General features: G+C 67.0%; 14 protein-coding genes and 3 tRNA genes. 7 read left to right on the top strand and 10 right to left on the bottom strand.

Annotated elements, in window-relative coordinates; all coding sequences use genetic code 11:
* Positions 1 to 113: 113 nt before the first annotated feature.
* From rlmB to rnr, 3 genes are all read right to left on the bottom strand, one after another.
* Positions 114 to 857 carry a 23S rRNA (guanosine(2251)-2'-O)-methyltransferase RlmB gene (gene rlmB / locus H3005_RS03015; RefSeq protein WP_089239900.1) on the bottom strand — a complete coding sequence of 248 codons (744 nt, stop codon included), beginning with the start codon at positions 855 to 857 and terminating at the stop codon, positions 114 to 116.
* A gap of 92 nt (positions 858 to 949) precedes the next feature.
* Entirely contained in the window at positions 950 to 1,444 is a 495-nt protein-coding gene (locus H3005_RS03010; protein ID WP_191077548.1) for a GFA family protein, read from the bottom strand.
* A gap of 85 nt (positions 1,445 to 1,529) precedes the next feature.
* A complete protein-coding gene (gene rnr, locus H3005_RS03005) occupies positions 1,530 to 3,989 on the bottom strand; it encodes a ribonuclease R (protein ID WP_191077547.1) in 2,460 nt (819 codons plus the stop codon).
* Positions 3,990 to 4,117: 128 nt separating this feature from the next.
* On the opposite strand from rnr, the gene H3005_RS03000 reads away from it, so the two are divergent.
* Positions 4,118 to 4,202, top strand: a tRNA-Leu gene (locus H3005_RS03000).
* Positions 4,203 to 4,361: 159 nt separating this feature from the next.
* Positions 4,362 to 4,448, top strand: a tRNA-Leu gene (locus H3005_RS02995).
* 60 nt (positions 4,449 to 4,508) lie between these two features.
* Here H3005_RS02995 and H3005_RS02990 read toward each other — a convergent pair.
* Positions 4,509 to 5,255: a sulfite exporter TauE/SafE family protein gene (locus H3005_RS02990; RefSeq protein WP_191077546.1), complete on the bottom strand. Its 747-nt coding sequence runs from the start codon at positions 5,253 to 5,255 to the stop codon at positions 4,509 to 4,511.
* Positions 5,256 to 5,354: 99 nt separating this feature from the next.
* Here H3005_RS02990 and H3005_RS02985 point away from each other — a divergent pair, with 99 nt between their 5' ends.
* Positions 5,355 to 6,266: a LysR substrate-binding domain-containing protein gene (locus H3005_RS02985; RefSeq protein WP_191077545.1), complete on the top strand. Its 912-nt coding sequence runs from the start codon at positions 5,355 to 5,357 to the stop codon at positions 6,264 to 6,266.
* Between the two features lie 50 nt (positions 6,267 to 6,316).
* A tRNA-Leu gene (locus H3005_RS02980) sits at positions 6,317 to 6,403 on the top strand.
* A 162-nt stretch (positions 6,404 to 6,565) separates the two neighbouring features.
* Here the strand turns inward: H3005_RS02980 and emrB are convergent.
* The 4 genes from emrB to emrR are packed head-to-tail and all read right to left on the bottom strand — an operon-like array spanning position 6,566 to position 11,284.
* Entirely contained in the window at positions 6,566 to 8,152 is a 1,587-nt protein-coding gene (gene emrB, locus H3005_RS02975) for a multidrug efflux MFS transporter permease subunit EmrB (RefSeq protein WP_099819969.1), read from the bottom strand.
* Positions 8,153 to 8,160: 8 nt separating this feature from the next.
* On the bottom strand, positions 8,161 to 9,339 hold the full coding sequence (gene emrA, locus H3005_RS02970) for a multidrug efflux MFS transporter periplasmic adaptor subunit EmrA (protein ID WP_089239888.1): 1,179 nt from the start codon (positions 9,337 to 9,339) through the stop codon (positions 8,161 to 8,163).
* An 11-nt stretch (positions 9,340 to 9,350) separates the two neighbouring features.
* Positions 9,351 to 10,844 (bottom strand): multidrug efflux transporter outer membrane subunit EmrC, encoded by a 1,494-nt coding sequence (emrC, locus tag H3005_RS02965; protein WP_191077544.1) that lies wholly within the window; start codon positions 10,842 to 10,844, stop codon positions 9,351 to 9,353.
* Positions 10,841 to 11,284 (bottom strand): multidrug efflux system transcriptional regulator EmrR, encoded by a 444-nt coding sequence (emrR, locus tag H3005_RS02960; RefSeq protein WP_089239884.1) that lies wholly within the window; start codon positions 11,282 to 11,284, stop codon positions 10,841 to 10,843. The genes emrC and emrR overlap by 4 nt, the downstream gene beginning before the upstream one ends.
* Before the next feature lie 145 nt (positions 11,285 to 11,429).
* Between emrR and H3005_RS02955 the strand changes: the two genes are divergently transcribed.
* Positions 11,430 to 12,338 (top strand): helix-turn-helix transcriptional regulator, encoded by a 909-nt coding sequence (locus H3005_RS02955; protein WP_089239882.1) that lies wholly within the window; start codon positions 11,430 to 11,432, stop codon positions 12,336 to 12,338.
* Between the two features lie 59 nt (positions 12,339 to 12,397).
* Positions 12,398 to 14,641, top strand: coding sequence for a DNA topoisomerase IV subunit A (gene parC / locus H3005_RS02950; RefSeq protein WP_191077543.1), 2,244 nt, complete (start codon positions 12,398 to 12,400; stop codon positions 14,639 to 14,641).
* A 379-nt stretch (positions 14,642 to 15,020) separates the two neighbouring features.
* On the opposite strand, the gene bfr is transcribed toward parC, so the two are convergent.
* A complete protein-coding gene (gene bfr / locus H3005_RS02945) occupies positions 15,021 to 15,509 on the bottom strand; it encodes a bacterioferritin (protein WP_025877631.1) in 489 nt (162 codons plus the stop codon).
* A 125-nt stretch (positions 15,510 to 15,634) separates the two neighbouring features.
* On the opposite strand from bfr, the gene H3005_RS02940 reads away from it, so the two are divergent.
* Positions 15,635 to 17,965, top strand: a complete 2,331-nt coding sequence (locus H3005_RS02940) for a penicillin acylase family protein (protein ID WP_100552028.1) — start codon at positions 15,635 to 15,637, stop codon at positions 17,963 to 17,965.
* 123 nt (positions 17,966 to 18,088) lie between these two features.
* Here H3005_RS02940 and H3005_RS02935 read toward each other — a convergent pair whose 3' ends face one another.
* The gene (locus H3005_RS02935) at positions 18,089 to 19,477 is read right to left on the bottom strand and encodes a cation:proton antiporter (protein ID WP_100552027.1); all 1,389 of its coding nucleotides are present in this window, start codon (positions 19,475 to 19,477) and stop codon (positions 18,089 to 18,091) included.
* Positions 19,478 to 19,523: the final 46 nt, after the last annotated feature.

Raw genomic sequence — 19,523 nt, 5'->3', positions numbered from 1 at the left:
CTTCTTCTTCTGTAGAGCGGAGCCCACGCTCGGCTGCTTTTCGTCTCGATGCCGGTGCCGCGCGGTGCGCGGCAGCCGAGCGTGGGCTCGGCTCTACAGGGACGGTTGCCTGATCAACCGCGCTGGCGCACGACCTCGAACAGGCTGACGCCGGCAGCGACCGAAACGTTCAGGCTCTCGATCTCGCCCGGCATCGGAATCTTGACCAGACCGTCGCAGTTCTCGCGGGTCAGGCGGCGCAGGCCATCGGCTTCGCCGCCCAGCACCAGGGCGATGTTGCCCTTCAGGTCCAGCTGGTACAGCGACGCGGTGGCCTCACCGGCCAGGCCGTAGATCCAGACGCCCTGCTTCTGCAGGTCCTTCAGGCAGCGCGACAGGTTGGTCACCGCCACCACCGGGATGCGGTCGGCGGCGCCGGCCGAAGTCTTGCGCACGGTGGCGTTGACCGTGGCCGATTTGTCCTTGGGGATGATCACGGCGGTTGCACCGGCCGCAGCGGCCGAGCGCAGGCAGGCGCCGAGGTTGTGCGGGTCCTGCACTTCATCCAGCACCAGCAGCAGCGCCTTGCCTTCCGCAGCGGTGACCAGGCCTTCCAGCTCGTTCTCGTTGTAAGTGCGGGCGGCGGCATAGCGCGCGGCCACGCCCTGGTGGCGCACCGAACCGCCCACGCCGTCCAGCGCCTGGCTGTTGACCTTGCGCACGTCGATGCCCTTGCGGCGGGCGTTTTCCTCGATCTCGGTCAGGCGCGGGTTCTTCGCACCGGCCTCGACCAGCACTTCGCGGACGTTCTCGGCGTCGTTCTCGATGGAGGAGGCGACGGCGTTGACGCCGACGATCCACTGGCTGTTCTTGCTCATGCGGGCAGGACCGGAAAGGGGGTGGCTATGGTAGAGCATCAGGGGCGGCCGCGCTTCGCGCTCGCCGGGCATGGCCCGGCGCTACCTGCCGTTCACCCTTCGGCCGAACGGCTGCGTGGGGGCCAGTGCGGGGTGTCGTGGTCGGGGTGCTGGAGGGACACGATCGTGGCCAGGAACTCCAGCGCGGCGACATCTTCCTCGGTGCGGCGTGCCGGCAGCCTGCCCAGCCCGTCGACGAAGGGCAGCTTGCGCTCCACGCCATACTGGATGGTCGGCGGCAGGCGCTCAGGCTGGTCGAAGGCACCGGCGGCCACCGCCACGCCATCGGGCGCTTCATAGGTCAACGGCGTGCCGCAGTCGGCGCAGAACCCGCGCCGCACCACGTTGGAGGACTGGAAATAACGCGGTTGGCCGCGGGTCCAGCTGAACTGCACGCCTCGCACCGAGACCAGCGGCGCGTAGTACGCGCCGAAGGCCTTCTGGCACATCCGGCAGTGGCAGATCGAGCTGTCGGTCAGCTCGCCACGTACCTGAAAGCGGATCGCGCCGCACTGGCAGCCGCCGCTGTATTCGGGTTGGCCCTGCATTGCTGCGTTCCTCCGAAACGTCGTGCCAACCAACGGTTGGCACCTACCGGGCGAGGTGGGTGCCGACCGTTGGTCGGCACACCTTTCAATACTTCTTTTTCGTGCGCTTGGCCGGCTTGCCGCGCTCGGGCAACGGGGCCGGGCTTGCCACCTCTTCCTCGCCCTTGTGCTCGACCAGACGGAAGTCGATCTTGCGCTCTTCCATGCTGGCCTTCAGCACCAGGATGCGCACCTGGTCCCCCAGGCGGTAACTGCTGCCACGGCGCTCGCCGGTCAACGTCTTGCGGGTCGCGTCGAACTTGTAATAGTCCTGCGGCAACTGGGTCACGTGCACCAGGCCCTGTACCTTCGAGTCGGCCAGCTCCACGAACAGGCCGAAGCTGGTCACGCCGCTGATCACGCCGTCGAACTGGCCACCCACGTGCTTTTCCATCCACGCCGCGCGGTAACGCTCATCCACCTCGCGCTCGGCTTCATCGGCACGACGCTCACGCTCAGAGCACTGCAGAGCCAATGCGGCCATCTCGCGGGCGTTGTAGGTGAACTTGTCCAGCGGCTTGCCCGACAGCGCATGCTTGATCGCACGATGCACCAGCAGATCCGGGTAACGACGGATCGGTGAGGTGAAGTGCGCGTACGCCTCCAGCGCCAGGCCGAAGTGACCATTGTTGTCGGGGCTGTACACGGCCAGGCTCTGGCTGCGCAGCAGCACCGATTCCAGCAGCGTGGCATCGGGACGGTCGCGGATCTTCTTCAGCAGCTTGGTGTAATCGCCCGGGCGCACCTTCGACCACGGCGGCAGGCTCAGCTTGAACTCCTTGAGGAATTCCAGCAGATCGGCGTACTTGGTCTCCGGCGGCTTCTCATGCACGCGGTAAGGCGCCGGCACATGGCGCGACAACAGATACTTCGCCGCCTCCACGTTGGCCGCGATCATGCATTCTTCGATCAGCTTGTGCGCATCGTTGCGCACCAGCATGCCGGCCTGGGTGACTTCGCCGCGATTGTCGAGCACGAAGCGGACTTCGCTGCTTTCAAACTCGATCGCGCCACGCTTGGTGCGCGCCTTGGACAGCACCTTGTACAGCTGGTGCAAGCGCTGCACCTGCGGCAGCAGGTCGCCGATGAACGCCTTGGCACCGGCATCATCCTCGCCTACCGCCTGCCACACCTGGGTGTAGGTCAGGCGCGCGTGCGAATTCATCACCGCTTCATAGAAGCGCGAGTGGGTGACGACGCCATCGCGGTCGATCTGCATGTCGCAGACAAAGCACATGCGGTCGACCTTCGGCATCAGCGAACAGATGCCGTTGGACAGCGTTTCCGGCAGCATCGGCACCACGAAGCCCGGGAAGTACACCGAGGTGGCGCGCTTCTGCGCTTCATCATCCAGCGGCGTGCCGGGACGGACATAGTTGGAGACGTCGGCAATGGCGACCACCAGGCGGAAGCCATCGGCGTTCGGCTCGCAGTACACCGCGTCGTCGAAGTCCTTGGCGTCCTCGCCATCGATGGTGACCAGCGGCGTGCTGCGCAGGTCGACGCGGTCACCGATCATCGCCGGCTCGACCACCAGCGGCACCGAGGCGGCTTCGTCCAGCACCTCCTGCGGGAACTCGAACGGCAGCTCATGGCCGTGAATCGCAGTCTCCACCACCAGCGATGCGGTCAGCTTGTCGCCGAGCACGGCGATGATGCGGCCGATCGGCGGGCGGCGGCTGTCCGGTGCCTGGGTCAGTTCGCAGACGACCAGCTGGCCATCGCGCGCGCCGCCGGTCTGGTCCGGCGGTACCTGCACGTTGCGCTGGATGCGCTTGTCATCGGGCACCACGTAGTTGATGCCCATCTCGACGCTGAAGCGGCCGATCAGGCGCGTCATGCCGCGCTCAAGCACACGGGCGATGCTGCCTTCGCGACGGCCGCGGTGATCGATGCCGGTGACACGGGCCAACACCTTGTCGCCGTGCATCACCTTGCGCATTTCGTACGGCGGCAGGAACAGGTCGTCGCCGCCTTCAACCGGGCGCAGGAAGCCGAACCCTTCCGGATTGGCGATCACCACGCCGGTGACCAGATTCAAGGTCTGGATGGGCGCGAAACCGCCGCGGCGGTTCTGCACCAGCTGGCCATCGCGGACCATGGCGCCGAGCCGGCGCGACAGCGCTTCGGCACGGTCCGGTGCGGTCAGGCCCAGGCGCGCACCGAGTTCTTCAGCGGTCTGCGGCCCTTCGCAGCGCTCCAGCAGGGCCAGGATGGCCTCGCGGCTGGCGATGGGTTGTTCGTACTTTTCTGCTTCGCGGGACGCATAGGGATCGTCGATCACCTTGCCCGTCGGCGGCAGCTTGCGGCCCGGCGCGGGGGCCGGTGCCTCTGCGTTGCGGCGGCCTCGACCAGACGGCGGCGCGCCACCTTCGGCCAGTGTGGGGAGCCAGCCCGGCAACGGCTTGCCTGGCTTGTTGTTGCGGGCCGGGCCGGCCTTGGCACCCTTGTTGGGGGCTTCACTGCGGGACTTGCTCCCGCCCTTGCTTGGTTTTTTGGTAGTCATCGCCCTCCATGGTAGCCGTTGCGGGCGTGCAGAACGGGTCAGCAAACCGGTTGAAGCATCCCCATTAAGAATTTTCGGGAAATCGTTGACAGCCCCCCGGTTCATCTTCACAATTGCGCCTCTGGAACGCCCAGATGGCGGAATTGGTAGACGCACTAGTTTCAGGTACTAGCGGGTAAAACCGTGGAGGTTCGAGTCCTCTTCTGGGCACCAACGAAAAAACTCCTCGCTTCGGCGGGGATTTTTTTTGCCTGCGATCCGGGTTCGGCACCCATCCACGCATGGCGTGGATATGCAGAGCGCGACCGACGCGGGAGTTTCACAAGGGTGTTGACACCTCCGTCACGGCACCGCATAATTCTCCTCCTCGACGCCCAGGTGGCGGAATTGGTAGACGCACTAGCTTCAGGTGCTAGCGGGGGCAACTTCGTGGAGGTTCGAGTCCTCTCCTGGGCACCATGTCGAGAATGAAAAACACCCGCGAAAGCGGGTTTTTTCTTGTCTGGCCTCCAGCCGGCATCACCAGCACGAACGCAGCACCAGCTCCAGGCCAAGCAGCAACAGGAAGCCGAGGAAGCAGGCACGGAATACCCGCGCACTGATGCGCTGGCGGATCACCTGCCCCAGCCACATGCCGGCCAGCGACGGCACCACCGCCAACGCACTGAGACCGAGCTGCTGCACGCCGAACGCACCATGCAGCACAAGGCCCGTGGTCAGCGAGATCGTGGACACCGTGAATGCCAGGCCCAGCGCCTGCACCAGCTCGTCGCGCTGCAACCCCAGCGACTGCAGGTAAGGCACCGCCGGCATCACGAACACGCCGGTTGCACCGGTCACCACGCCGGACATCGCGCCCACCAGTGGCCCCAGCCAGCGCTCGCGCCGGGCCGGTACCCGCAACACCGGCGCCAGCAACGCGTACCCGGCGTAGACCACCAGCGCCACGCCCAACGCGGCCCGTGACACATCACGATCCACCCGCACCAGCAGCGCGGCGGCACCGAGCGTGGCGATCACCACCGCCATCATCATCGGCCACAGCCGCCGCACGATCTGCCCCACTGATGGCCCGGACAGCAGCTGCCAGGCATTGGTGACGAAGGTGGGAATGAACAGCATCGAGGCCGCCGCAACCGGCGACAACGCGCCACCCAGCAGCCCCATCGCCACGGTCGGCAGGCCCATGCCGGTCACCCCCTTGACCACCCCGGCCAACAGGAACACCACCACCAGCAACACATAGAAGTAGATCGTTTCGTTCATGCCTTCATTGGAGCCGCCGGCACTTCAGCGCACAATGCGGCATTCCCGCCCCACCCTTCGGCTGCTCCGAAGGCAACGGCCACGTTGCGAGGTCACGACATGCGCCTGGACATTGCCGATCTGCGCCTGTTCCTGGCGGTGGCCGACGCCGGCAGCATCACCGCCGGCGCCGTGGAGGCGAATCTGGCACTGGGATCGGCCAGCGAACGCCTGCGCGCCATCGAAACCGACGCCGGCACCGCGCTGCTGACCCGCCACCCGCGCGGCGTCAGCCTCACCGAAGCGGGCGCCGCACTGGCCCATCACGCGCGCCTGATCCTGCAGCAGCAGGCACAGCTGCGCGGCGAACTGCAGGCCTTCGCCCACGGCGCGCGCGGTACGCTGCACCTGTATGCCAACACTGCGGCATTGACCAACTATCTGCCCGCGCGACTGGCGCCATGGCTGGCCGAACGCCCTCGCCTGCGCGTCGAACTGCACGAACGCACCAGCACTGAAGTCGTGCGCGCGATCCGTGCCGGCCAGGCGGAGGCCGGCTTCATCAGCGACGCCGTCCCCGCCGATGGGCTGCGCCGTCATGTGGTTGCGGAAGACCCGCTGATGATGCTGCTGCCGGCCGGCCATCGCTTCGCCGCGCGGCGCTCGCTCGACTTCAGCGATGTGCTGGGCGAGACCTTCGTCGCGCTGGCCGACGGCAACGCACTGCAGACCTATATCGAAGAACTGGCGGCAGAGGCCGGACGCACGCTCGACGTGCGCATCCGCATGAAGACCTTCGAAGGCCTGTGCACGATGGTGGGCCATGGCATCGGCGTGGGCATCGCGCCACGCACGATCGCACGGCAGCACCGACGGGCCACCGGCATCGTCGCCGTTGCACTCGGCAACGCATGGGCACAGCGCCGACTGTGCGCCGCGTTTGCAGACTGGGAAAAGCTCTCGCCGCCGATGCGCAGCCTGCTGCTGCATCTGGATGTGGACGCGGAAATGGGTGCAGAAAAAAATGTGTGAAATGGTGTTGACACATATCCAAGCTTCCTGCAAAATTCTCCTCCTGAGTCGCCCAGGTGGCGGAATTGGTAGACGCACTAGCTTCAGGTGCTAGCGGGGGCAACTTCGTGGAGGTTCGAGTCCTCTCCTGGGCACCATGACTCAGACAATGATCAAACCCGCGCAAGCGGGTTTTTTCATGTCCGGATTTTGAAACGCGATCGTTATCGCGACGGTTCATCCACGCATGGCGTGGATCTACTGCAAAACAAAAACCCCGCCTTCCGGCGGGGTTTCTGCGTTTCAACAACAACGATCGATCAGTGCCCGCCACCGGCGGCAGCACCCGCGCCTGCACCGAACGGCGGCTTGGCCAGCCACAGGAAGGTGATGATCGCCAGGAAGATCCAGCCCAGCAGGAAGAAGATGTCGTTGAAGCCCATCTGCGATGCCTGGTGGTTGATCATGTTGTTCAACACCGCCGCACCATGTTGCAGGTCGCCCTGCCCCATCGCCGCCACCTGGTCCTGCATGCCCGGCTGATACACCGAGATGTGTTCGGTCAGGTCTGCGTGATGCACCTGCGTACGACGCGCCCACAGCCAGGTGGTCAGCGACGCGGCGAAGCTGCCGCCCAGCGTACGCAGGAACGTGGCCAGGCCCGAGCCGGCCGCGATCTCACGACCATCCAGGTCCGACAGCAGGATCTGCAGCACCGGCATGAAGAACAGCGCGACACCAATGCCCATGATCAGCTGCACGCCGGCCACGTGCTGGAAGTCCACCTGCAGGTTGAACCCCGACCGCAGGAAGCTGGTCATCGACAGCACCACGAACGCGATCGTGGCCAGCATGCGCATGTCGAAGCGCGATGCGTACTTGCCCACGAACGGGGTCATGATCACCGGCAGGATGCCGATCGGCGCCGTCGCCAGGCCCGCCCAGATCGCGGTGTAACCCATGTCGCGCTGCAGCCACTGCGGAATCAGCAGTGCCACGCTGAAGAACGCCGCGTAGGCCACCACCATCGCCAGCGTACCGGCGCGGAAGTTGCGGTGCCGGAACAGCTTCAGGTCGACGATCGGATCCTTGTCGGTCAGTTCCCAGATCAGGAACACGGTCAGCGCCACCACCGCCACGCAGGCCAGCACCACGATCTTCATCGACGAGAACCAGTCCTCGTCGTTGCCCAGGTCGAGCACCAGCTGCAAGGCACCTACGCCGATCACCAGGGTGACCAGGCCAACGTAGTCCATCTTCGGCTTTTCGACGTGTTCCGGGCGCCCCTTCAACTGGTTACCGACCACCAGCGCTGCGAAGATGCCCAGCGGCACATTGATCAGGAAGATCCATTCCCAGCTGTAGTTGTCGGTGATCCAGCCACCGAGGATCGGCCCGCAGATCGGCGCCACCACGGTGATCATCGCCAGCAGCGCCAGCGCCTGTCCGCGCTTCTCTCGTGGATAGATCGAGACCAGCAGCGACTGGGTGATGGGATACATCGGGCCGGCGACGAAGCCCTGCAGCGCGCGTGACAGCACCAGCATGCCCATGCTCTGGGCCAGGCCGCACAGCAGCGAGGTGATCACGAAGGCCAGCGTGGCCCACACGAACAGCTTGCGCTCGCCGAAGCGACGGCTGAGCCAGCCGGTCAGCGGCAGTGCGATCGCGGTGCTGACCGCGAACGAGGTGATGACCCACGTTGCCTGCTGCGAACTGGCGCCAAGATTGCCGGCGATGGTCGGCAACGAGACGTTGGCGATGGTGGTGTCGAGCACCTGCATGAACGAGGCCATCGCCAGGCCCACGGTGCACAGGGCCACACTGGGTGGCAGGAAGCCGGCGGCCGCACCCGGCGCCGCCGGTGCGCCCGGAGAGCCGGGCGCAGCTGGAGCTTGTGCGGACATGGCCGGCCTCAGCTCGCCTTGCCCTGCTGCGGCAGGTTGCCCTGGATGATCGTGTGGATCACCTCATCGGCATCGTGCAGCTGCTTGGCGTACACGTCGGTGTCGAACACCGTGCCCTTGGCGGCCGCGCTCGGCAGCACTTCACCCTTCTGGTCGCGCAGGCTCACTTCGGCCTTCATCGACAGGCCGATGCGCAGCGGGTGTTCGGCCAGCTGCTTGGCATCGATGGCGATGCGCACCGGCACGCGCTGCACGATCTTGATCCAGTTGCCGCTGGCGTTCTGCGCCGGCAGCAGCGAGAACGCCGAACCGGTGCCCAGGCCGAGGCTGTCGATGCGGCCCTTGTACTTCACGTCGCCGGCATACAGGTCCGACTTCAGCTCCACTTCCTGCCCCAGGCGCATGTGGCGCAGCTGGGTTTCCTTGAAGTTGGCTTCGACCCACATCTGCTCGGTCGGCACCACCGCCATCAGCGCATTGCCCGGCTGCACGCGCTGACCGACCTGCACCGAACGACGGGCGACATAGCCGGTGACCGGCGCGACGATGCCCGAACGCGCATTGTTGAGGAAGGCCTGGCGCAACTGCGCGGCGGCGGCCTGCACGTCCGGCTGGGTGGCGATCACGGTGTCATCGACCAGTGCACGGTTGCGCTCGACGGTCTCGCGCGAACCGGCCACGGCCGCTTCGGCAGCCGCCAGCTCATCGCCGGCGTGGGCCAGTTCTTCGTTGGAAATGGCGCCGGTGGCGGCCAGGCCCTTGCGGCGTGCGAAGTCGTCGCGCACGCGCTTCAGGGTCACCTGACGCGCGTTCAGATCCGCCTGTGCACCCTCGACGCTGCGGTACAGGCCGCGGGTCTGGCGCACGGTCTTGGCCAGGTTGGCTTCAGCCTGCTGCAGGGCCACCGAAGTATCGGCCGGGTCCAGCTGCACCAGCAGCTGGCCGCGCTCCACGCGCATGCCGTCATCGGCATTGATGGCGACCACGGTGCCGGCCACCAGCGGGGTGATCTGCACCTGGTTGCCCTGCACGTAGGCGTCGTCGGTCTCTTCGAACCAACGGCCGAACATGAAGTACCACAGCGCCAGTGCCGCCAGCAGCAGCACGACGATCACGAACAGGCCGCGCAGCAGCTTGCCGCGACGGTTGGGGGCGGCGGGGGCCGCAGTGTCTTGGGTCTGGCTCATGGCAGGCGTCTTCAGGAATGCGAGGAATCGGAATGGGAAGCAAGCGGTGCGGCGTCGGCGTCACTGGGCTGGAAACCACCGCCGAGCGCCTTGCTCAGGCGCACCGAGGTCTGCAGCTGCTGCGACTGCAGGCCGGCCAGCTGCTGCTGCGACTGCAGCAGGGTGGACTGCGCGGTCAGCACGTCCAGATAGCTGCCGATGCCGGCGCGATAACGCTGCTGGGCCAGGTCGAATGCAGCGCGTGCGGTATCCACCGCCTGCTGCTGCGACTGCGCCTGCTGCGCCAGTGAGCGCACTGCGTTGACCTGGTCGGCGACGTCGCGCAGTGCATCGAGCACCGCCTGGTTGTAGTTCGCTACGGCCAGGTCGTACTGCGCATCGGTGTTGGCCAGGTTCGCGCGCAGCTTGCCGCCTTCGAAGATCGGCATGCTCAGCGCCGGACCGATGTAGGCGAAGCTGGAGCTGCTCTGCAGCAGGTCGCCGACGTTGGGTGCGACCACGCCGGCCAGTGCGGTCAGGTTGAGGCTCGGGTAGAACTTGGTCTTGGCGACCTTGATCTGCTTGTCGGCCGCTTCTACCCGCCAGCGCGCGGCGACGATGTCGGGGCGGCGACCGAGCAGCTCACTGGGCACCACGCCCGGCAGCTGCAACGCCAGCGGATTCATCGCGCGCGGGCGTTCGATCGACAGGCCACGGTCCGGGCCCTTGCCGACCAGCGCGGCCAATGCAGTGCGTCCCGCATCGATGCGCTGCTGCGCCGCCAGCAACTGCTGCTGTGCGGCCGGAACGCGGGCCTCGGCCTGGCGCACCTGCAGATCACTGTCGATGCCAGCACTGCGACGCTGGCGGGTCAGTTCCAGCGACTTCTGCGAGCGCGCCAGTTCTTCTTCAGCTACGTCGTTGAGCTGCCAGGCGTAGGCCAGGTCGGTATAGGCCTGTGCGATGCCGGTAGACAGGTTCAGGCGTGCGGCCTGGGCCTCGACGGTAGCGGCGTGGGCGCCGTCCACGGCGGCTTCCCAGGCGGCGCGCTTGCCGCCCCACAGGTCGATGCCGTAGCTGAAATCGAAGGCAACCTGGCTGCTGCCGGCGTAGTGGCCACCGATTTCATCGCCGGCCATCGATTCGGGCAGGCGCAGACCGGTGTAGCCACCGGACACGGACAGGCTGGGCAGGCGATCGGCGCGCGCGGTGCCGACCTGTGACTGTGCCTGGCGCAGGCGGGCGTCGGCGGAGTCCAGGCTCGGATGGCCGGCCAGGCCTTCGGCGATCAGCGCATCCAGCTGCGTATCGCCCAGTGCCTTCCACCAGTCCTGGGCGGGAAAACCGGCGGCGCTCAGGTCGCTGTCGGCCAGGGTGCGTTCGCTGTGCAGGCTGTCCACGTCGAGCACGTGGCCCTGCGGGGTGAGGCCGCGGCTGCTGGCGCAGGCGGCCAGGGCCAGGGCCAGCGCTGAAACCAGCAGCGCGCGCCCGGACCGGCGGAGAGTGGGATGCGGGATCGAGTTCATGGGGTCGTCAGGGAATCGCGGATTCGGGTCAGGAGGGACAGCAGCTGCGTGCGTTCGTCGGCGGACAGATCGCGCAGGGCGTAATCCATCACCGCGTCGCCGCGCAGCTTCAACCGCGCCCACAGCGCGCGGCCTTCTTCGGTCAATACGATCTGCAGCGCACGCCGGTCCTGGGCATGCGGCTCGCGGCGCACGCAACCGAGCGCCTCCAGCTTGTCCAGCAGGCGGGTGACCGCACTGGGCACCTGGTCGATGGCCTGGGCCAGTTCGTTGGCCGTGCACGGCGCCATGTTCGAGAGCACCTTCAGCCCGATGTAGTGGGTGAAGCCGATGCCGAGGTCTTCTTCGGCCATGGACGCATCGAGCTGGCGGACCAGACCGTCGCGCACCTGGCGCAGCAGCAGGCCGAAGCTGGGGGGAGTGGTTGCAGGACAGATCATGGGGGAGCATTCTCTTCCAAAAAAAATATTTCTCAATGGAAATATTCGATCTGGCATCGAATGCTGTGTTGCAGCAATGGGCTGGATCAGGTGAAGGCGCCACCTTAATGGCGCTCCCAACTGGCCCGGTAGTACAATCAAGCCAATGAATGTCACATTCAAGCCACCCCCAGCCCACGTGAAGGCGGGCGAACCCGGACCTGCCACCCTGCTGCGTGAAGAAGCGCTGGACTGGTTCGAGCGCAATGACGGCCCGCCGGTCATCGCCTTCCGCTTCGACAGCCCGCAGGGGCTGGCCCGCGAAGTGGACTGGCATCACCACGTCCGCGCGCAGCTGATCTGCGTTGAACGCGGCCTGCTGACCACCCGCACCTCGCATGGCACCTGGTCGCTGGCGCCGGGCTCGGCGGGCTGGATGCCACCGGCCGAACCGCATACGGTCCACATCGATGGACCCCTGCGCGGCTGGGGCATGGTGCTGGCCGCACCGCTGTGCGCCGAACTGCCTGCCGATCCCTGTGTACTGGGCATCTCACGGCTGGCGCAGGCGGTAGCTGAACGCATCTGCGACTGGCCGCAGGACTACGAAAGCACCACCGAACGGCAGCACATCATCAACGTGCTGCTGGACGAGATCCGCACCGCGCCGCGCCAGCGCATGCATCTGCCGATGCCGCGTGACCGGCGCCTGCTGAAGATCGCCTCACAGCTGCTGGCCGACCCGGCCGACGAGCGCGGCCTGGCGCAGTGGGCGCATTGGGCCGGCTTGTCGCCGCGCAGCCTGACCCGCCATTTCCGCGACGAGACTACCCTGAGCTTCGCCCAGTGGCGTCAGCAGGCGCGGCTGGCCGAGGCGCTGCGGCAGCTCAGCGAGGGTCGCAGCGTGGCCGACATCGCCCACGCACTGGGCTTCAGCAGTGCCAGCGCCTTCGTCACCGTGTTCCGGCGACACTTCGGGTTGCCGCCCGGACGCTACCTGGCACGGGCCGGCCACGGCCTGGAACCGGGCCTGGATCCTGCACGCGGCTTGGCATCCCCCGCCGCATCCGGATAATCACTGGATTGAGAGCGGCGACCGCCGTCACCGCCTCCCGACATAGGTAACAACGCCGCATGACCGATCTTGCCCGCCCCGTGTTCCACGGTTTCGAACAACTGCCGCTGCGCGAATACGCCGAACGCGCCTACCTCGACTACTCGATGTACGTGGTCCTGGATCGCGCCCTGCCGTTCCTCGGCGACGGCCTGAAGCCGGTGCAGCGCCGCATCATCTATTCGATGAGCGAGCTGGGCCTGAATGCCGCGTCCAAGCCGAAGAAGTCCGCGCGCACCGTCGGTGACGTCATCGGTAAGTACCACCCGCATGGCGACAGCGCGTGCTACGAGGCGCTGGTGCTGATGGCGCAGCCGTTCTCGTACCGCTATCCGCTGATCGAAGGCCAGGGCAACTTCGGTTCCAGCGACGACCCGAAGTCGTTCGCGGCGATGCGTTACACCGAATCCAAGCTGACCCCGATCGCCGAAGTGCTGCTGGGCGAACTGGGCCAGGGCACCACCGACTGGGCACCGAACTTCGACGGCACCCTGCAGGAACCTACCTGGATGCCGGCACGCCTGCCGCATCTGCTGCTGAACGGCACCACCGGCATCGCCGTGGGCATGGCCACCGATGTGCCGCCGCACAACCTCAACGAGATCGTCAGCGCGCTGCTGCACCTGCTGGACGATCCGGATGCCAGCGTGCGCGACCTGTGCGAGCACGTGAAGGGCCCCGACTACCCGTCCAACGCTGAGATCATCACCCCGGCCAACGACCTGCGGAACATGTACGAGACCGGCAACGGCAGCGTGCGTGCGCGTGCGACCTACATCAAGGAAACCCACAACGTGGTGGTCACCGCGTTGCCGTTCCAGGTGTCGCCGTCGAAGGTGATCGAGCAGATCGCCGCGCAGATGCGTGCAAAGAAGCTGCCATGGCTGGAAGACATCCGTGATGAATCCGACCACGCCAACCCGGTGCGCGTGGTGCTGGTGCCGCGCTCGAACCGCGTCGACGCCGAGCAGCTGATGGGCCACCTGTTCGCGACCACGGACATGGAGCGCAGCTACCGCGTCAACCTCAACGTGATCGGGCTGGACGGCCGTCCGCAGGTGAAGAACCTGAAGACGCTGCTGAGCGAATGGCTGGCATTCCGCAGCAGCACCGTCACCCGCCGCCTGCAGCACCGCCTGCAGAAGGTCGAGCGCCGCCTGCACCTGTTGGAAGGCCTGCTGGTGGCGTTCCTCAACCTGGACGAGGTGATCCACATCATCCGTACCGAGGACGAACCGAAGGCGGCGCTGATCGCGCGCTTCGGCCTGTCCGAAGACCAGGCCGAGTACATCCTGGAAACCAAGCTGAAGCAGCTGGCCCGCCTGGAAGAGATGAAGATCCGTGGCGAGCAGGACGAGCTGGCCAAGGAGCGCGACAAGATCCTGAGCATCCTCGACAGCAAGGCCAAGCTGAAGAAGCTGATCCGCGACGAGCTGCAGGCCGATGCCAAGAAGTTCGGTGACGAGCGCCGTTCGCCGCTGGTGCAGCGCCAGGCGGCGCAGGCCATCGACGAGACCGAGCTGGTGCCGAGCGAGCCGATGACGGTGGTGATGTCCGAGAAGGGCTGGATCCGCGCCGCCAAGGGCCACGACATCGACGCCTCGACCCTGTCCTACCGCGATGGCGATGCCCTGCAGGGCGCGGTGCGTGCACGCAGCACCCAGCAGGTCGCGTTCCTCGACAGCGAAGGCCGCGCCTACTCCACGCCGGTGCATACCCTGCCCTCGGCACGCGGCAACGGTGAACCGCTGACCGGCCGCTTCTCGCCGGCCGCGGGCACCAGCTTCGTGACCCTGGCCAGCGCCGAACCGGATACCCGCTTCGTGCTGGCCTCGACCCACGGCTATGGTTTCGTCACCCGCTTCGAGAACCTGATCGGCCGCAACAAGGCCGGCAAGGCGATGCTGAACCTGTCGGCGGGCTCGTCGGTGCTGTCGCCGTCGGTGGTGGCCAACGTCGCCACCGACCGCATCGTCGCGGTGACCAGCTCGGGCAACCTGCTGGCGATCGCCGCCAGCGACCTGCCGGAACTGGACAAGGGCAAGGGCAACAAGATCATCGAGATCCCCAAGGCCAAGCTCGCCACCGAACGCGTGGTTGCGATCGTGGCGATCAGCCCGGGGCAGACCCTGCAGGTGCGCAGTGGCCAGCGCACGATGGGCCTGAAGTTCAACGAGCTCGAGGCCTATCTGGGCGCCCGCGCCACCCGCGGCCACCTGCTGCCGCGTGGCTGGCAGAAGGTCGAAGGGCTGTCGGTCGAATGAGGCGCGGGGTCGGATTCCTTTCAACGGAAAGGGCTCCGATCCCAGGCAACGCCTCTGGTAGATGCCAACCTTGGTTGGCACGCCTCACCCGATGGGGTCAGAGCCGTTTTCTTCGAAAACGGATCCGACCCCGGACGCCAGACACAAAAAAGCCGGGGCATTCCCCGGCTTTTTTGTTTGTCGGCTGGCGGGCGGTGGAGCAGCTGGCTGGCGAAGGCTGGCTGGCGGTGCTCCGGTGCTGGCGGGCGACGGGACGTTGTGCTTCCGCGGAATGCAGCCAAGCATGGCTTGGCTCTACATCAGGTACAGCAGCCGACCAGCGGTCGGCTCTACCGGAAAGCAATCGAGCATGGCTCGGCTCTACAAAGGCGGTACTGGATCAGTGCGCCGGGGCGCCGCTGCCGTCGATCTTGCTCAGCTGGTACAGCTCCAGGCCGATGCGCTTGATCAGGCCCAACTGCTGCTCCAGCCACCACGCGTGGTCTTCCTCGGTGTCCTTCAACTGCGCCAGCAGCATGTCGCGGCTCACGTAGTCGCCCTTCTCCTCGCACAGCTTCATGCCGGCGGCGAGGTTGTTGCGAACGGCGTATTCGGTGTCCAGGTCCTTGCGCAGCATCTCCTCCACGGTCTTGCCCGGCTCGGTGGCATGCGGGCGCATGTCCGGGTCGCCGCCCAGGAACAGGATCCGGCGCAGCAGCGCGTCGGCATGCTGGGTCTCTTCTTCCATCTCGTGGTTCAGGCGTTCGTACAGCGCGAACAGGCCCTGGTCCTCGTAGCGGCGGGAGTGGATGAAGTACTGGTCGCGGGCGGCGAGTTCGCCGCGCAGCAGTTCCTTCAGGCAGGCGATGACGTCCGGGTTGCCTTTCATGGGGGGAGCTCCTGTGAATCGATGGCGCCCATGGTGCCCCATCTGGAAATACGGTGATCTAATCGGAATCAGTCGCAGTTGCGCCTGCGGCTACAATCGGCCGACATGCTCGGGAAGGACCTGCAATGCGTCGTACGTGGCGGTGGATTCTGGGTGCGTTGGTCGCGATCGTGCTGCTCGCGGTGCTGGTCCTGTGGTTGCTGCTGCGCGGCAGCTTGGCCGAGCTGGACGGCGAGCGCCCTTTGCCCGGGCTGGCCGGCAAGGTCACCGTGGAGCGCGATGCGCTGGGGGTGGTCACCATCACCGCCGGCAACAAGGCCGATGCGCTGCGGGCGCTCGGCCGTATTCACGCGCAGGAACGTTATTTCGAAATGGACCTGATGCGGCGCAGTGCCGCCGGTGAACTGTCCGCGCTGTTCGGGGCGAAGGCGATCGAGGCCGACAAGCGCATGCGCGTACACCGCCTGCGTGCGCGCACCGAGGCCCATCTGCAGGATGCGCTGGGCAGCGACCCTGCGGCCGTGCGCGCCTATGTGGACGGGGTCAACCAGGGCCTGGGCAGCCTGGCGGTGCGGCCATGGGCCTACCTGCTGCTGCGGCAGGCGCCGCAACCGTGGCAGGCCAGCGACAGCGTGCTGGCAGGCCTGGCCATGTACGCGGACCTGCAGGATCCCAGCAACCAGTCCGAACTGGCCCTGCAGCGCATCCGCGCGGTGGTGCCGCCGGCCCTGTATGCCCTGCTGGCGCATGACGGCAGCGAATGGGACGCGCCGCTGGCCGGCGCTCCCCGCGGCAACGCCCCCCTGCCCGATGCCAACCAGCTGGACCTGCGCACGCTGAAGGCCTCGACCGGCCAGGCTGCGGAAGATGCCGACGCGGTCGGCAGCAACAATTTCGCCGTTGCCGGCGCGCTGACCACCGATGGCCGTGCGATCGTCGCCGACGACATGCACCTGGGCCTGCGCGCCCCCAGCCTGTGGTTCCGTGTGCGCCTGCGCTACCCCGATCCGCAGGCCGCAGGTGGCCAGGTCGACGTCAGCGGGTTCTCGCTGCCGGGCGTGCCGGCGGTGATTGTCGGCAGCAACGGCCACGTGGCCTGGGGTTTCACCAACAGCTACATCGACACCGCCGACTTCCGCAGCGAGCCCGCCGACGCCACGGTGACCGTGCATGAGGAACGGATCGTCGTGGCCGGCGGCACCGACGTGCAATTCCCGGTACGCGAAACCGCGTGGGGGCCGATCCTGCACACCCACGCCGATGGCAGCGGTGACGCCCTGCGCTGGGTCGCGCAGTTGCCGGGCGCGGTGCGCATGGACTTCGCCGACATGGCACGCGCCGCCGATCTGGACCAGGCCCTGCAGATTGCCGACCACGCCGGCATTCCCGCACAGAACCTGCTCATCGGCGACCGCAGCGGGCGCATCGCGTGGCGCCTGGTCGGCGCGCGACCTGACCGTGGCCCGAGCTGCGCGCCACTGGGCTTCAATGACAATCAGGCCAACCCAGGCTGCGCACCCTGGCCGATCCGCAGCGACGCCGCGCCGAGCCTGATCGATCCACCCGCGCATCGGCTGTGGACCGCCAACAGCCGCGTGGTGGACGAGGCGACCTTGGCCACCGTCGGCAACGGCGGCTACGACCTCGGTGCACGCGGACGGCAGATCCGTGATCTGCTGGCCACACAGGAGCGCTTCGACGAACACGACCTGCTGGCAATCCAGCTGGACGACCGCGCAGTGTTCCTGCAGCGCTGGTGGGTGCTGCTGCAGGAGGTGATCGAGCACAGCGACGATCCGGCACTGAAGCGGTTGGGCACGGTCAGCCGCCATTGGGACGGGCGCGCCGCGATCAATTCGACCAGCTACCGGGTGGTGCGCGAGTTCCGTACACAGGTGCTCGACACGCTGAACGATGCGCTGCTGGCACCGGCCCGGGCGCAGCTGGGCGAGGACTTCCTGGCACCACGTCTGGCGCAGCTGGAAGGTGTCGCCTGGCCGATGCTGGAACAGCGACCCGCCAACCTGCTGCCGCCCGCGTACACCAGCTGGGATGCGCTGCTGGCCGACGCTGCACGTCGCACCGAAGCGGAGCTGTCCACGCAGGGGCCGCTGGCACACCGCAGCTGGGGCGAGCGCAATACCGCAGCGATCTGCCATCCGGTCGCGCGCGCCCTGCCCGCCTTCGCCAGCCGCTGGTTGTGCATGCCGGCCGATCCGCTGCCCGGCGACCGTGATATGCCGCGTGTACAGACGCCGACCTTCGGTGCCTCGCAGCGGATGGTGGTCTCGCCCGGCCACGAGGCCGACGGCATCGTGCACATGCCGGGTGGGCAGAGCGGCCATCCGCTGTCGCCTTACTGGGGCGCGGGCCATGAGGATTGGGTGCATGGTCGCCCCACCCCGTTCCTGCCCGGCAAGGCACAGCACACGATGACGCTGGTACCGGTGCACTGACGGCGGCACCCACATGCCCGAGGGTGCGCTGCACGCTGTAGAGCCGAGCCCATGCTCGGCTGCTTCTGGTGCGGAGCCGAGCATGGGCTCGGCTCTACAAAATGCCCGCCCGGCGCGACCGGGTCAGGCCCTGCGGCGCTCGATCAGGTTCAACAGCGGCCCGGTCATTGCGGTGGTCACCAGCGCCATGATCACCAGCACCGAGAACAGGCGGTCGCCCAGCAGGCCCAGCTCGTAGCCCAGGTTGAGCACGATCAGCTCCATCAACCCGCGGGTGTTCATCAGCGCCCCCAGTCGCCACGCTTCGCGCGAGGCCATGCCGGTGCTGCGCGCCGCACTCCAGGTGCCCAGCAGCTTGCCCACCGTGGCCACTGCGATCACCACCACGCACAGCAGGATGTCGCTGCTGCGCAGCGCGTCGGCACGCATGCGCAGGCCGGTCATGGCGAAGAACAGCGGCAGCAGCAGGGTCACCGCGAACGGTTCGACCCTGGCCACCAGCAGCTGCCGCAGCTGCGCATTGGACGACACCGCCACACCCGCAGCGAACGCGCCGAACAGCGCGTGGATGCCGAGCACTTCGGTAACCAACGCACTGGCCAATGACAGCAGCAGGATGCCCAGCAGCCAGCGTCCTTCGCGACCCGGCGCGATGGTCTGGCGGGCAAACCACGGCTTCACCAGCCCCAGCATCAGCGCGATGAACGCCACCACGCACAGCAGGTTCAGGCTGGCCGGCAGCCAGCCAGTGGCCTGCGCAGCCGCCACGATCAGCGCCAGCAGACACCACGCGGTCGCATCGCCCAACGCCGCGCAGGCAATGGCGGTCTGCCCCAGCGATGTGTGGGTGATGCCGCGATCAGCGAGGATGCGCAGCAGCACCGGGAAGGCGGTGATGCTCATCGAGATGCCGACGAACAGCGCGAACGCGGTAAAGCTCACACCTTGCGGCCCATGCTGCGGGTACAGCCAGATGGCCAGGGCCACGCCGAGCACGAACGGCACCGCGATGCCCGCGTGGCTGACGGTGAAGGCGAATCGACGACGCCCACGCAGCGCACCCAGATCCAGTTCGGCGCCGGCCACCAGCAGGAACATCAGCACGCCCAGCTGGCTGAGCATGCCCAGCGGCCCCAGCGAAGTGGCCGGGAACAGCGCGCCGTGCACCTGTGGCAGCAGACTGCCCAGCAACAGCGGCCCCATCATCAGGCCAGCGGCCATCTCGCCGATCACGGCCGGCTGGCCGAAACGCTTCAATAGTGCGCCCGCGCCCTTGGCGACCAGCAACAGCACCAGCAGCTGCAGCAGGAACAGGCCCAGCGGCGAGGCCAGGTGATGCGCCCAATCGCTGCCGACCACGGCTTCGGCCTTGCTGGCCACCGTCGGCAGCCCGGGCCCGGCATAGCGGGCCAGCAGCAGGCCGACCAGCAGCGGCACGCCGGCCCAGACCAGGTAACGCCACGCCCACTTCGTCGGCCGCACGGGACCTCCGGTCTGTACGTCCATGAACATTCCCCAATGTGCAGGGCGCCGATGATACGTCCTTGCCTGCTCCGGC

This window comes from Stenotrophomonas sp. Br8, assembly GCF_014763005.1.
GTDB lineage: Bacteria > Pseudomonadota > Gammaproteobacteria > Xanthomonadales > Xanthomonadaceae > Stenotrophomonas > Stenotrophomonas lactitubi.
This window is presented reverse-complemented; position numbering and strand designations above follow the sequence as displayed.

Excerpts from the sequence above, each read along its gene's own strand:
- rlmB (WP_089239900.1), bottom strand. The coding sequence starts at position 857 with ATGAGCAAGAACAGCCAGTGGATCGTCGGCGTCAACGCCGTCGCCTCC.
- H3005_RS03010 (WP_191077548.1), bottom strand. The coding sequence starts at position 1,444 with ATGCAGGGCCAACCCGAATACAGCGGCGGCTGCCAGTGCGGCGCGATC.
- rnr (WP_191077547.1), bottom strand. The coding sequence starts at position 3,989 with ATGACTACCAAAAAACCAAGCAAGGGCGGGAGCAAGTCCCGCAGTGAA.
- H3005_RS02990 (WP_191077546.1), bottom strand. The coding sequence starts at position 5,255 with ATGAACGAAACGATCTACTTCTATGTGTTGCTGGTGGTGGTGTTCCTG.
- H3005_RS02985 (WP_191077545.1), top strand. The coding sequence starts at position 5,355 with ATGCGCCTGGACATTGCCGATCTGCGCCTGTTCCTGGCGGTGGCCGAC.
- emrB (WP_099819969.1), bottom strand. The coding sequence starts at position 8,152 with ATGTCCGCACAAGCTCCAGCTGCGCCCGGCTCTCCGGGCGCACCGGCG.
- emrA (WP_089239888.1), bottom strand. The coding sequence starts at position 9,339 with ATGAGCCAGACCCAAGACACTGCGGCCCCCGCCGCCCCCAACCGTCGC.
- emrC (WP_191077544.1), bottom strand. The coding sequence starts at position 10,844 with ATGAACTCGATCCCGCATCCCACTCTCCGCCGGTCCGGGCGCGCGCTG.
- emrR (WP_089239884.1), bottom strand. The coding sequence starts at position 11,284 with ATGATCTGTCCTGCAACCACTCCCCCCAGCTTCGGCCTGCTGCTGCGC.
- H3005_RS02955 (WP_089239882.1), top strand. The coding sequence starts at position 11,430 with ATGAATGTCACATTCAAGCCACCCCCAGCCCACGTGAAGGCGGGCGAA.
- parC (WP_191077543.1), top strand. The coding sequence starts at position 12,398 with ATGACCGATCTTGCCCGCCCCGTGTTCCACGGTTTCGAACAACTGCCG.
- bfr (WP_025877631.1), bottom strand. The coding sequence starts at position 15,509 with ATGAAAGGCAACCCGGACGTCATCGCCTGCCTGAAGGAACTGCTGCGC.
- H3005_RS02940 (WP_100552028.1), top strand. The coding sequence starts at position 15,635 with ATGCGTCGTACGTGGCGGTGGATTCTGGGTGCGTTGGTCGCGATCGTG.
- H3005_RS02935 (WP_100552027.1), bottom strand. The coding sequence starts at position 19,477 with ATGTTCATGGACGTACAGACCGGAGGTCCCGTGCGGCCGACGAAGTGG.